This is a genomic window from Streptomyces sp. NPDC089919, assembly GCF_040684615.1.
In the GTDB taxonomy this organism is placed as follows: domain Bacteria; phylum Actinomycetota; class Actinomycetes; order Streptomycetales; family Streptomycetaceae; genus Streptomyces.
Map to the genome: position 1 here is coordinate 16,511 of NZ_JBFBGK010000106.1, position 12,661 is coordinate 29,171.

The 12,661-nt window shown below is 72.1% G+C and carries 9 protein-coding genes; 5 read left to right on the forward strand and 4 right to left on the reverse strand.

All coding sequences use genetic code 11. From position 1 onward, the window contains the following. Positions 1 to 215: 215 nt before the first annotated feature. Complete coding sequence (locus tag AB0O40_RS30975) at positions 216 to 416, forward strand: MerR family transcriptional regulator (RefSeq protein WP_365048584.1); 201 nt, start codon at positions 216 to 218, stop codon at positions 414 to 416. 27 nt (positions 417 to 443) lie between these two features. On the opposite strand, the gene AB0O40_RS30980 is transcribed toward AB0O40_RS30975, so the two are convergent. Then, positions 444 to 2,723: an MMPL family transporter gene (locus tag AB0O40_RS30980; RefSeq protein WP_365048586.1), complete on the reverse strand. Its 2,280-nt coding sequence runs from the start codon at positions 2,721 to 2,723 to the stop codon at positions 444 to 446. A 167-nt stretch (positions 2,724 to 2,890) separates the two neighbouring features. Between AB0O40_RS30980 and AB0O40_RS30985 the strand changes: the two genes are divergently transcribed. After that, positions 2,891 to 3,535, forward strand: a complete 645-nt coding sequence (locus AB0O40_RS30985) for a TetR/AcrR family transcriptional regulator (RefSeq protein WP_365048588.1) — start codon at positions 2,891 to 2,893, stop codon at positions 3,533 to 3,535. Positions 3,536 to 3,565: 30 nt separating this feature from the next. On the opposite strand, the gene AB0O40_RS30990 is transcribed toward AB0O40_RS30985, so the two are convergent. After that, entirely contained in the window at positions 3,566 to 4,771 is a 1,206-nt protein-coding gene (locus AB0O40_RS30990) for a cation:proton antiporter (protein WP_365048590.1), read from the reverse strand. A gap of 208 nt (positions 4,772 to 4,979) precedes the next feature. Here AB0O40_RS30990 and AB0O40_RS30995 point away from each other — a divergent pair, with 208 nt between their 5' ends. Continuing rightward, positions 4,980 to 5,282, forward strand: coding sequence for a cation transporter (locus AB0O40_RS30995; RefSeq protein ID WP_365048592.1), 303 nt, complete (start codon positions 4,980 to 4,982; stop codon positions 5,280 to 5,282). Between the two features lie 103 nt (positions 5,283 to 5,385). Further along, entirely contained in the window at positions 5,386 to 7,662 is a 2,277-nt protein-coding gene (locus AB0O40_RS31000; protein WP_365048594.1) for a heavy metal translocating P-type ATPase, read from the forward strand. A gap of 394 nt (positions 7,663 to 8,056) precedes the next feature. On the opposite strand, the gene AB0O40_RS31005 is transcribed toward AB0O40_RS31000, so the two are convergent. Further along, positions 8,057 to 9,346, reverse strand: coding sequence for a citrate synthase (locus tag AB0O40_RS31005; protein ID WP_365048596.1), 1,290 nt, complete (start codon positions 9,344 to 9,346; stop codon positions 8,057 to 8,059). 178 nt (positions 9,347 to 9,524) lie between these two features. Then, positions 9,525 to 11,756 carry an ATP-dependent RecD-like DNA helicase gene (locus tag AB0O40_RS31010; protein WP_365048598.1) on the reverse strand — a complete coding sequence of 744 codons (2,232 nt, stop codon included), beginning with the start codon at positions 11,754 to 11,756 and terminating at the stop codon, positions 9,525 to 9,527. Between the two features lie 268 nt (positions 11,757 to 12,024). Between AB0O40_RS31010 and AB0O40_RS31015 the strand changes: the two genes are divergently transcribed. Next, on the forward strand, positions 12,025 to 12,531 hold the full coding sequence (locus tag AB0O40_RS31015; RefSeq protein WP_365048600.1) for a DUF937 domain-containing protein: 507 nt from the start codon (positions 12,025 to 12,027) through the stop codon (positions 12,529 to 12,531). The last annotated feature ends 130 nt before the right edge of the window (positions 12,532 to 12,661 follow it).

A 12,661-nucleotide genomic window follows, 5' to 3' on the forward strand; every position in this document is an offset into this window, starting at 1 on the left:
GTCCGACCCCTGTGCCGCTTCTGTCACGGGGGTCGGCGGTCTGTGACGGATGTCCGCATTACGCGGGCTTTCCGTCACAGGCGGCCGACAGCCCCTCCCCCGCTCCGTCACGGGTCGTTCTCCGGGCACAGGCTGAGTGATCGCCAGCAGCCACGCCCCGGCTCCCCCGACGGCCTCCCGGCCGGCCCGGCGGCGTGGACGAGGAGGTGCCGCAGATGACCGACAGAAGGCTGTGGTCGTACAAGGAGATCGCCGCACACATCCGGGTCCAGCCGGACACGGTGCGCTCCTACCGCAAGCACGGACTCCTGCCCCCGCCGGACCACGTCGAGTCGGGCAAGCCCTACTGGTACGCCGACACGATCCGCGAGTGGGTGGCCCGCCGGCCCGGCAACCGGGGCCGGCGGGAGGACTGACCCGCCGGGCCCCCGCCGCGGGCCTCCTCAGCCCACCCGCTCGGGGACGGGTACCGCCTCGGCCCCGGCCACCGGCGCCGCCCGCCCCGCGGCCGGGGCGGGCTCGCCGCCCTCGGAGAGCCCGAACCGGTCGTGCAGCGCGCGCAGCGGCCGCGGGGCCCACCAACTGGCCCGGCCGGTCAGCTTCATGACCGCGGGCACCAGCAGGCTCCGCACCACCATGGCGTCCATCAGCACCGCCAGCGCGATGCCCAGCCCCAACATCTTGGTGTTGGTGACCCGGGAGGTGCCGATGGCCACCATCACGACCGCGAGGATCACGGCCGCGGCGGTGATCAGCCCGCCGGTCTTGGCCAGCCCGGCCCGCACCGCGCCCTCGTGGTCGCCGGTGCGGTCGTACTCCTCCTTGATGCGGGATATGAGGAACACGCCGTAGTCCATGGACAGGCCGAAGGCGATGCAGAACATCAGCACCGGCAGGGTGGTCTCGATGTCCCCGGTGGAGGTGAAGCCCAGGAGGCCGGAGAGGTGGCCCTCCTGGAAGACCCACACCAGCGCGCCGAACATGGCGGTCAGGCTCAGGGCGTTGAGCAGCACCGCCTGGAGCGGGATCAGCAGGCTGCCGGTCAGCAGGAACACCAGCAGCAGGGTGGCCAGGGCGATCAGCGCGCCGGCCTTGGGCAGTTCGCGGGCGATGGCGTGCTGGGCGTCGACCAGCTTGGCCGCCTGGCCGCTCACCTTCGTCTCGAACGGAGCCGGGACCGCCCGGACCTTCCCGACCAGCGCCTTGGCCTCCGGTCCGGCGCTCTCGCCCCGCGCGAGCAGGGAGTAGTAGGCGTACTCCCCCGAGCGCACCGGGCCCTCGGCCCGCACGACCCCCGGCAGGGCGGCCAGCCGGCCGCGGTACGACGCGTACTGCGCAGGGGTCGCGGGGCCCTCGGCGAGGACCGTCAGACCGCCCCCGGGGCTGGCCGGGAAACCGTCCCTGATCTGCTGCTGCACGACATGGGACTCGGCGCCGGCGGGCAGCTGGCGGTCGTCGACCGTGCCGAACTTCACGCCGAGGAAGGGCAGTCCGAGCAGCAGCAGGCCGGCCGTCACCGTCAGCGCGAACAGCGGCGCCCGGCGCATCACCAGGGTGGTGGCCCGCAGCCAGCCGCGGCCCGGCTCGGCCGCCGGCCGCCGGCGGCTCCACAGCCGGCGCAGGTCCCAGGCGTTGACCCGGTCGCCGAGCAGGACCAGCGCGGCGGGCAGCAGGGTCAGCGCGGCGCCCGCGGCGAGCAGCACCACGGCGACCCCCGCATAGGCGAAGGACCGTAGGAAGTACATGGGGAAGAACAGCATCGCCGAGAGCGAGACCGCCACGGTCAGCGCGGAAAAGAGGACGGTGCGCCCGGCCGTGCGCAGGGTGGTCCCGACCGCCTCGGCCGGGCTGCGCCCGGCGGCCAGCTCCTCGCGGAACCGCCGCACGATGAAGAGGGAGTAGTCGATGGCCAGGCCCAGGCCGAGGGCGGTGGTGAGGTTCTGCGCGAAGACCGAGACGTCGGTGATCTCGGTGAGCCCGCGCAGCACCGCATTGGTCCCGAGGATGGCGACGATGCCGATGCCGAGCGGCAGGACGGCGGCGACGGCGCTGCCGAAGACCAGGACCAGCAGGACGAGGGTGACCGGCAGGGCGATCATCTCGGCGGTGAGCAGGTCGTCCTGGATGGTGGTGGTGACCTCGCGCTGGACGGCCACCGGCCCGCCGAGGGAGACCGTCACCGGTCCGTGGGCCCCGCGGAAGCGGGGGGCGATCCGGTCGAGGGTGCGGATCGTCTCCTTCTCGTCGCCCTGGACCCGGGCGGCTATCAGCGCCTGCCGGCCGTCGGCGGAGCGCAGGGCCGGGGACCTGGTGGTCCAGTAGGTCCCGGAGGGGACCACGCCCGGCTCGGCGGCCAGCTCGGCGGTCAGCCGCCCGGCCTCGGCGGCCACGGCGGGGGCGTCCACCCCGGCCGCCCCCGCGTCGACCAGCAGCAGCAGATTGGGCTGGGAGGCGGGGAACTCCCGCTCCAGCGCCTTGGTGGCGTACGTCGACTCGGCCGCGGGGGCCTCCCAGCCGCCGCTGCCCATCCGGTCCGCGACCCCGCCGCCGGCGAAGACGGCGAGGACCGTGACGACCAGGGCGGCCAGCAGGGCCAGCCGGGGCCGGGCGGTGACGATCCGGGTCCACCGGCCCGCGCTCGCGCCGCCCGCGGCACCCCCGCCGGAACCGGGCGTCCGCCCCGGACCACGGCCCCCACCAGGCGGATTCTTGACTTCGGACATGACGCGGTGTCCCCTTCACCGTGACCCGGTCGCACGGGTCGGCCATTGCCGTGGTCCACAACCGTCCAAAGCCATAGACTGGCAAACACGAGACGTCGCTCGCGTTTTCACAGAATGCGAGCGACCACTCGCGTTTGTCAATCACCCCTGGGAATGAGAGGGATCGAGTGCCGGAGGCAGAGAGCACCGAGACGTCCGCACCGCGCCGCCGCCAGGCCCGCGGCGAGCGCCGCGTGGCCCAACTCCTGGAAGCCGCCGCGGGGGTGTTCTGCCGCAGCGGCTACGCGGCGGCCAGCACCAACGCGATCGCGCGCGAGGCGGGGGTGTCGCCGGGCACGCTCTACCAGTTCTTCCCGAACAAGGAAGCGATCGCGATCGAGCTGGGCGGCCAGCTGCTGCACAAGGCCGCCGAGACGCACGGCCAGGCCTTCCTGCCGGAGAACCTCGCGCTGCCGCTGCCGGAGCTACTGGACGCCGTGCTCGACCCGGTGATCGCGTTCAACTGCGAGAACCCCGCCTTCTGCGCACTGATGCACGGCTCGGGCATCCCGGGCCACATCAACGACGAGCACGAGGCGCTGCACACCGGGATCCAGGAGCGGGTCGAGCAGGTCCTCGGCCACCTCACGCCGGGGCTCAGCACGGCCGAGCGGGCCGTCACCGCCCACGTCGTCCTGGCCGTCTTCAAATCCTCGCTGGACCTGATCCTGGCGTCCGAGGGAGCGGAGCGGGAGGCCTACATCGCCGAGGTCAAGACCTTGCTCCGGCGCTACCTCGAGCCGCTGGTCGCGCCCTTGCCCACCACCCCCTGACACCCTCGCGCGGGGCGCGGCGGGCGCCGTTCACCAGGCCTCCTCCCCCGCACTCCGCTTCCCCGCCCCCCGCTCCCCCCGGCACCTCAGCCCCACCAGCGGGAACACCAGTACCGAGATCATCGCGGCGCCCACCAGGGCCGCGGCCTCGCCCGCGGGGAGTTCGCCGTCCTGGACGCCCAGGGTGGCGATGGCCACGACGAGGGGGAGGGCGGTGGAGCCGAAGAGGACCAGGGCGAGGCGGTCGCGGGAGGGGAGGTCGCGCGGGGCGAGGAGCCAGATCGGCAGGCCGCGCACGAGCAGGAACAGCAGCAGGAAGACCGGCAGCAGGAGCAGCACCCGGCCGCCGGCCAGCAGCGAGTCGAGGTCGAACTCGATGCCGGTGACGACGAAGAACAGCGGCACCAGGAAGCCGAAGCCCATCGCCTCCACCTTCGAGAGCACCACCTCGCTGCTCTCCGGCGCCGCCCCCTGGAGCACCAGCCGGGTGATCAGCCCGGCCGCGAACGCGCCGAGCAGCACGTCGAGGCCCAGCACCTCCGTCAGCCCCAGCATCGCGACCAGCAGCAGCACCACCAGCCGCACCGCGAACTGGGCGCTGCTGTGCAGCGTCTTGGCGATGACCCGCGAGAACCACGGCGGCTTGGGCCGCATCGCCCACAGCAGCGCCAGCGCCGTCGCCACCGCGAAGGCCGCCAGGGTGGCCGCCGACTTCGCCGGCGCCCGCCCGCTCAGCAGCAGCGCCATCGCGATGATCGGCCCGAACTCCCCCACCGACCCGAAGGCCATCATCACCGTCCCGAAGCGCCCTTCGAGGTCCCCCGAGTCCCGGAGCACCGGCAGGATCGTGCCGAGCGCGGTACTGGTCAGCGCCGTGCCGATGTAGAGGCCCCGGTCGAAGCCGCCGCCGTGCGCGAGCAGCAGCCCGGCCACCAGGCCCAGTACGAGCGCGGCGAGCCAGGACCACACCGAGCGCCGGAGCGTGTCGCCGCGCACCTTGCCGAACTCGATCTCGTACCCGGCCAGGAAGATCAGCATGGCCAGGCCGAGCTGCGACAGGACGTCGACCACCTCCCCGGAGCGGGCCCAGTCCAGCACGTCGGGGCCGGCCAGCACGCCGAGCACGATCTCGAAGATCACCAGCGGGATCCTGACCCAGCGCCCCACCGCGTACGCGAGCAGCGGCGCGAGCACCGCGATGGCCATGATCAGGACGAGCGTTCCGGTATGCGCCATAGGCCCTATTTATCTACGCTCGCCCGGGGCGGTTCGGCAGGCGGGGCCGGGGTGGTCGCGGTTGCGTCGAGAGCGACTCGGAAAGCAGCCGGAGATCCTCGCGAAAATACCCCCTAGGGGTATAGTGTGCGGAGAGCACCGGGAGACCGTGGACGCGATCCGCGCATCCCGCCGGCCGAGCCCGCACACCCTTCACGAGGAGAACGACATGACCGCCGAGACGGAAACCCAGACGACCGCCGGTTCCTGCTGCGGCGGCGGCTCCTGCGGCGACGGCGCCGCCGACGCCGTCCAGCTCGGCGTCACCGCCGTCTACCGGGTGACCGGGATGACCTGCGGCCACTGCGAGGGCGCCGTGACCGCTGAGGTCTCCGCCCTGGCCGGGGTCAGCTCGGTCAAGGCCGTGGCCGGCACCGGCGAGGTCACCGTGGTCTCCGCCGCCCCGCTGGACCTCGAAGAGGTCCGCGCCGCCGTCGACGAGGCCGGCTACGAGCTCGTCGGCCTCGCCTGACCCCCCACCCCCGCAGGCCCCGCACCACGCAGGACTTCTGCCGGGCCGTACCGGCCAGCTCATACTGGACCCGTACGACCCGGCCCTCCCCTTGGAGCCGGACATGAGCAGCACCCTGCACGACGAACCGATAGCGCCCGCGGCGCCCGACCACGAGGTCGAGCTGTCGATCGGCGGGATGACCTGCGCCTCCTGCGCGGCCCGCATCGAGAAGAAGCTCAACCGCATGGACGGCGTCACCGCGACGGTCAACTACGCCACCGAGAAGGCCCGGATCGGCTACCCCGCCGGCCTCCAGGTGGCCGATCTGATCGCCACCGTCGTCAAGACCGGGTACACCGCCGAGGAGCCCCCGCCGCCGGCCGCCGCCGCCCCGGAGCCGGACCCGGCGGCCGCCCCGGAGGCCCCGGACGCCGAACTCGGCGCGCTGCGCCACCGGCTGCTCGTCTCGGCCCTGCTGGCCGCCCCCGTCGTGCTGCTCGCGATGGTCCCCTCCCTCCAGTTCGACAACTGGCAGTGGCTGTCCCTGACCCTGGCCGCTCCGGTGGTCGTCTGGGGCGGGTACCCCTTCCACAAGGCCGCCTGGAGCAACGCCCGGCACGGCGCGGCCACCATGGACACCCTGGTCTCCCTCGGCACCCTGGCCGCCTTCGGCTGGTCGCTGTGGGCCCTGTTCTTCGGCCACGCGGGCATGACCGGCATGCGGCACGGCTTCGAGCTGACCGCCTCCCCCGCCGACGGCGCCTCCACCATCTACCTGGAGGTCGCGGCCGGGGTCATCGGCTTCCTCCTGCTCGGCCGCTACCTCGAAGCCCGCTCCAAGCGGAAGGCCGGCGCCGCACTGCGCGCCCTGCTGGAGCTCGGCGCCAAGGACGTGGCCGTACTGCGCGGCGGCACCGAGGTCCGCATCCCGGTGGCGCAACTGGCCGTGGGCGACCGGTTCGTGGTCCGGCCCGGCGAGAAGATCGCCACCGACGGCACCGTCGTCGAGGGCAGCTCCGCGGTGGACGCCGCCCTGCTCACCGGCGAGTCGGTCCCGGTGGACGTGACCGTCGGGGACGCCGTCACCGGCGCCACCGTCAACGCCGGCGGCCGGCTGGTCGTCGAGGCCACCCGGGTCGGCGCCGACACCCAGCTCGCCCGGATGGCCAAGCTGGTCGAGGAGGCCCAGAGCGGCAAGGCCGAGGTGCAGCGGCTGGCCGACAAGATCGCCGGGGTGTTCGTGCCGGTGGTCCTCTTCATCGCCCTCGCCACCTGGCTGACCTGGGCGTTCCTCGTCCAGGACTACACCGCCGCATTCACCGCCGCGGTCGCCGTGCTGATCATCGCCTGCCCCTGCGCCCTGGGCCTGGCCACCCCGACCGCCCTGCTGGTCGGCACCGGCCGGGGCGCCCAGCTCGGCATCCTGATCAAGGGGCCCGAGGTGCTGGAGTCCACCCGCAAGGTCGACACCGTCGTCCTCGACAAGACGGGCACCGTCACCACCGGCCGGATGTCCCTCCAGGACGTGGTCACCGACGGGCAGACCGAGGAGCGGGAGCTGCTGCGCCTGGCCGGCTCGCTGGAGCACGCCTCCGAGCACCCGGTGGCCCGGGCCGTGGCCGCCGGTGCCACCGAGCGGGCCGGCGCCCTGCCGGTCCCCGAGGGCTTCGAGAACGTCGCGGGGCTGGGGGTGCGCGGCACCGTCGACGGCCACCGCGTCCTGGTCGGCCGCGAGCGGCTGCTGGCGGACGCCTCGATCGCCCTGCCGGCCGCCCTGGCCGAGGCGAAGGCGGCCGCCGAGGCGGCCGGACGTACGGCGGTCCTGGTGGCCTGGGACGGCGCGGCCCGCGGCCTGCTGACGGTCGCCGACACGGTCAAGGAGACCAGCGCGGAAGCGGTCGCCCGGCTGCGCGCCCTGGGCCTGACCCCGGTCCTGCTGACCGGCGATAACCGGGCGGTGGCCGAGACGGTGGCCCGCGAGGTGGGCATCGAGGAGGTGATCGCCGAGGTGCTGCCGCAGGACAAGGTGGACGTGGTCAAGCGGCTGCAGGCGGAGGGCCGGACGGTCGCCATGGTGGGCGACGGGGTCAACGACGCCGCCGCCCTCGCCCAGGCCGACCTGGGCCTGGCCATGGGCACCGGTACGGACGCGGCCATCGAGGCCGGGGACCTGACCCTGGTCCGCGGGGACCTGCGGGTGGCGGCGGACGCGATCCGGCTGGCCCGGCGCACCCTGGCCACCATCAAGGGCAACCTCTTCTGGGCCTTCGGCTACAACGTCGCCGCCCTGCCGCTGGCCGCCACCGGACTGCTCAACCCGATGATCGCGGGGGCCGCGATGGCCTTCTCCTCGGTCTTCGTGGTGTCCAACAGCCTGCGTCTGCGGTCCTTCCGTTGATCGCCCGGGACCGGTAATCTGCGCACCTCGCACACGGATCCTTCACACGAGACACAGATCACAGCGTCGCGTGCGTAACCATCCGGGGAAAGCGCGAGTCTAATGAGGCGATGCCTGGAAACGTCTTGGGGGACGTTCCGGACGGACGTCTTGGGGGACGCCCGTGCATCGAACCGGCCGGGGCACCGCGCCGTCGGGGAGCTGAGAGCGGCCCCCCCGACCACGTGCGGGTCCCGGCAGACACCCAAAAGGGGCCTGGCGCCCCACGCCGACACCCGGCTCGGGTCCCGTGGGGGGAATCCGCACCGGGGATAGGGAAAGCGCCCCGTCATCGACCCGTGGGGGGATCGAAGGCGGGGCGCTTTTCTCTGTGCGGTGGGAGCGAGCCGGTGGCTCAGCGCTCCTCGACCGGGACGAAGTCGCGCAGGACCTCGCCGGTGTAGATCTGGCGCGGGCGGCCGATGCGGGAACCCGGCTCCTTGATCATCTCGTGCCACTGGGCGATCCAGCCGGGCAGCCGGCCGAGCGCGAAGAGCACGGTGAACATCTCGGTCGGGAAGCCCATGGCGCGGTAGATCAGACCCGTGTAGAAGTCCACGTTCGGGTACAGGTTGCGCTGGACGAAGTAGTCGTCGGAGAGCGCGTGCTCCTCGAGCTTGAGCGCGATGTCCAGCAGCTCGTCGGACTTGCCGAGGGCCGAGAGGACGTCGTGGGCCGCGGCCTTGATGATCTTGGCGCGCGGGTCGAAGCTCTTGTACACCCGGTGGCCGAAGCCCATCAGGCGGACGCCGTCCTCCTTGTTCTTCACCTTGTTGATGAAGGAGTCGACGTCGCCGCCGTTGGCCTGGATGCCCTCGAGCATCTCCAGCACCGACTGGTTGGCGCCGCCGTGCAGCGGGCCCCACAGCGCGCTGATGCCCGCGGAGATCGAGGCGAACATGTTCGCCTGCGAGGAGCCGACCAGGCGCACGGTGGAGGTGGAGCAGTTCTGCTCGTGGTCCGCGTGCAGGATCAGCAGCTTGTCCAGGGCCGAGACCACGACCGGGTCCAGCTCGTACTCCTGGGCCGGCACGGAGAAGGTCATGCGCAGGAAGTTCTCGACGTAGCCGAGGTCGTTGCGCGGGTAGACGACCGGGTGGCCGACCGACTTCTTGTACGCGTACGCGGCGATCGTCGGCAGCTTGGCCAGCAGGCGGATCGTCGAGAGGTGGCGCTGCTTCTCGTCGAACGGGTTGTGGCTGTCCTGGTAGAACGTCGACAGCGCGCTGACCACGGAGGACAGCATCGCCATCGGGTGCGCGTCGCGCGGGAAGCCGTCGTAGAAGCGCTTGACGTCCTCGTGCAGCAGCGTGTGCTGGGTGATCTCGTTGCGGAACGACGCGAGCTGGTCCACGGTCGGCAGCTCGCCGTTGATCAGCAGGTAGGCGACCTCGATGAAGCTCGAGCGCTCCGCCAGCTGCTCGATCGGGTAGCCCCGGTAGCGCAGGATGCCCTGCTCGCCGTCGAGGTAGGTGATCGCGGACTTATAGGCGGCGGTGTTGCCGTAGCCGCTGTCCAGGGTGACCAGACCGGTCTGGGCGCGGAGCTTCGAGATGTCGAAGCCCTTGTCGCCGACGGTGCTGTCGACCACCGGGTAGGTGTATTCACCGTCCGCGTACCGCAGTACTACAGAGTTGTCGCTCACGTCATCCCTCACCGACGTAGTGCCTCTTCTTCGAGGTGCCCTGACTGCCTCTACCTTCCCCCATTTGGCGCAGGAGAGTGCACTCGGGGTCGGCCTTTGGGCCCCTTGGCGGCACTGAGTGCCGTCAACCTGCACATACTGCCCCCTCTGCACCAGGGGAGGAAACCCCAATGATCGATCATTTATTGGTGATGTTTCCCACCGGTAGCCGTCCGGACAGCCTCGGGGCGACCGCGGTGTACCTCCTGCCTGCGGAAACGGTACGCACCGCCTGGCCCAAGGCCTTGCGGGAACCCACCAGTACGACCAGTTTCTTCGCTCGGGTGACAGCCGTATAGAGCAGGTTCCGCTGGAGCATCATCCATGCCCCGGTGGTGACGGGGATCACCACGGCCGGATATTCACTCCCCTGGGAGCGGTGGATGGTGACGGCGTAGGCGTGCGCCAGCTCGTCGAGCTCGTCGAAGTCGTACGGGACGTCCTCGTCCTCGTCGGTGCGCACGGTCAGCCGCTGTTCGTCCAGGTCAAGGGCGGTGACCACGCCCACGGTGCCGTTGAAGACGCCGTTGGCGCCCTTCTCGTAGTTGTTGCGGATCTGGGTGACCTTGTCCCCCACCCGGAAGACCCGGCCGCCGAAGCGCTTCTCCGGCAGGTCCGGCCGCGCCGGGGTGAGGGCCTGCTGGAGCAGGCCGTTGAGCGTGCCGGCGCCGGCCGGGCCCCGGTGCATGGGCGCCAGCACCTGGACGTCCCGCCGCGGGTCGAGGCCGAATCTGGCCGGAATCCGCCGGGCGACCACGTCGACCGTGAGCCGGCCGGCCGCCTCGGTGTCCTCCTCGGCGAAGAGGAAGAAGTCCGGCAGCCCCTGGACCAGCGGCGGCTGGCCGGTATTGATCCGGTGGGCGTTGGTGACCACGCCGGACTGCTTGGCCTGCCGGAAGATGCGGGTGAGCCGTACGGCGGGCACCGGGCCGCCCTCGGCCAGCAGGTCCCGCAGCACCTCCCCGGCCCCCACCGAGGGCAGCTGGTCCACGTCCCCCACCAGCAGCAGGTGGGCGCCCGGGGCCACCGCCTTGACGAGCTTGTTGGCCAACAGCAGATCGAGCATGGAGGCCTCGTCGACCACCACCAGGTCGGCGTCGAGCGGCCGGTCCCGGTCGTACGCGGCGTCCCCGCCGGGCTTGAGCTCCAGCAGCCGGTGCACGGTCGAGGCCTCGGCCCCGGTCAGCTCCGCCAGGCGTTTGGCCGCCCGGCCGGTGGGGGCCGCCAGGAGCACCTTGGCCTTCTTGGCCCGGGCCAGCTCGACGACGGAGCGGACCGTGAAGGACTTGCCGCAGCCGGGGCCGCCGGTGAGCACGGCGACCTTGCGGGTCAGCGCCAGCCGGACGGCCTCCCGCTGCTCGGGGGCCAGCTCGGTACCGGTGCGCCCGGCCAGCCAGCCCAGGGCCTTGTCCCAGTCGACCTCCCGGAAGCCCGGCATCCGGTCCTCCTCGGTGCCCAGCAGGCGGCGCAGCTGGGCCGTCAGGGAGAGCTCGGCGCGGTGGAAGGGCACCAGGTAGACGGCCGTGACCGGATCGCCGCCGGCCGGGTCCGGGACGCTCTCGCGGACCACGCCCTCCTCTGCGGCCAGTTCGGCCAGGCAGTCGATCACCAGGCCGGTGTCCACCTGGAGGAGCTTGACCGCGTCCGCGATCAGCCGCTCCTCGGGCAGGTAGCAGTGCCCCTGGTCGGTGGACTGGGACAGGGCGTACTGGAGGCCCGCCTTGACCCGCTGGGGGCTGTCGTGCGGGATGCCGACCGCCTGGGCGATCTTGTCCGCGGTCAGGAAGCCGATGCCCCAGACGTCCGCGGCCAGCCGGTAGGGGTGGTTGCGCACCACCGAGATGGAGGCGTCGGCGTACTTCTTGTAGATCCGCACCGCGATGGAGGTGGAGACGCCGACGCCCTGGAGGAAGACCATCACTTCCTTGATGGCCTTCTGCTCCTCCCAGGCGGCGCCGATCAACTTGGTCCGCTTGGGGCCCAGCCCGGGCACCTCGACCAGCCGCTTCGGCTCGGTCTCGATGACGTCCAGGGTGTCCGTGCCGAAGTGCTCGACGATCCGGTCGGCGATCCGCGGCCCGATGCCCTTGATGAGACCGGAGCCGAGGTAGCGGCGGATGCCCTGGATGGTGGCCGGCAGCACCGTCGAGTAGTTCTCCACGCTGAACTGGCGGCCGTACTGCGGGTGGGAGCCCCAGCGGCCCTCCATGCGCAGGGACTCGCCGGGCTGCGCACCGAGCAGCGATCCGACGACCGTCAGGAGGTCTCCGGAGCCGCGCCCGGTGTCCACCCGCGCGACGGTGTAGCCGCTCTCCTCATTGGCGTACGTGATCCGCTCGAGGACCCCCTCGACCACGGCCAGATTCGACATGCCCCGACGCTACAGGCGGCCGCCGACACCGGTGGGGGCGGTCGTCCGCAAAGACGCATTGGGCCCGCGGACTGATCGTCCGCGGGCCCAATGCGTTACCCCACCCCTGCCGGGCTTCCCCATCCCCCCGGATTCCCCCGGAAGCACCGACGCACAGTACGACCCGCGACCGGGGCCAACGGTTGCACGCACAGCCGAGATTTATTTTTCCGTGACGTTCGGAGTACCCGACATGCCACCAAATCCGTCCAGACGTAGCGTTTCACGCATGAGCGAGAACTCCTTCGAAGACGACGTCCTGAGCGAGCTGGGCGACGACCGGCTGACCGAGATCGCCGGCCTGCTCGGCACGGACGGCGCCGGCGCGCGCGAGATGATCCAGACCACCGTCGGCACCCTGACGGGCGGCCTCCAGGAGAAGGCCGAGTCCGACGACGACGAGGTCCGCCAGGCCGTCGCCGAGGTGTCCGAGCCGCCGCTGCAGGGCGTCGCCACGCTCGGCGGCGGGCTGCTCGGCGGCGGGCTGATGGCGGGGGTCCTCGCGAAGGTGAGCAAGCCGGTGGCGCAGGCGGTCTCGAAGAAGACCGGGATCCCGGCGCCGACGATCACCCGGGTGATCGAGATGCTGATCCCCGTGCTGCTGGCGGTCTTCGCGAAGCGGGCCGCCGCCAAGGGCGCCCCTGGCGCCGCCGCCCCGGCCCCCGGCGCCGCCCCCTCCGCGGGCGGCGGCCTGGGCGACCTCCTCGGCCAGATCCTGGGCGGCGGCAAGAAGTAACCCGCCCCCCCTTTTTTCCGCCTCCCGCGGGTGGTCGGGATGGGCGGGGAGGCGCTTGCGGGGGTGTGGCAGGCTGGTCCGGAGGCAGGCCCGGGCCTGGGATGGCCCGGAGGGCCACGGCGAAGCCGCT

Excerpts from the sequence above, each read along its gene's own strand:
- AB0O40_RS30975 (WP_365048584.1), top strand. The coding sequence starts at position 216 with ATGACCGACAGAAGGCTGTGGTCGTACAAGGAGATCGCCGCACACATC.
- AB0O40_RS30980 (WP_365048586.1), bottom strand. The coding sequence starts at position 2,723 with ATGTCCGAAGTCAAGAATCCGCCTGGTGGGGGCCGTGGTCCGGGGCGG.
- AB0O40_RS30990 (WP_365048590.1), bottom strand. The coding sequence starts at position 4,771 with ATGGCGCATACCGGAACGCTCGTCCTGATCATGGCCATCGCGGTGCTC.
- AB0O40_RS30995 (WP_365048592.1), top strand. The coding sequence starts at position 4,980 with ATGACCGCCGAGACGGAAACCCAGACGACCGCCGGTTCCTGCTGCGGC.
- AB0O40_RS31000 (WP_365048594.1), top strand. The coding sequence starts at position 5,386 with ATGAGCAGCACCCTGCACGACGAACCGATAGCGCCCGCGGCGCCCGAC.
- AB0O40_RS31010 (WP_365048598.1), bottom strand. The coding sequence starts at position 11,756 with ATGTCGAATCTGGCCGTGGTCGAGGGGGTCCTCGAGCGGATCACGTAC.
- AB0O40_RS31015 (WP_365048600.1), top strand. The coding sequence starts at position 12,025 with ATGAGCGAGAACTCCTTCGAAGACGACGTCCTGAGCGAGCTGGGCGAC.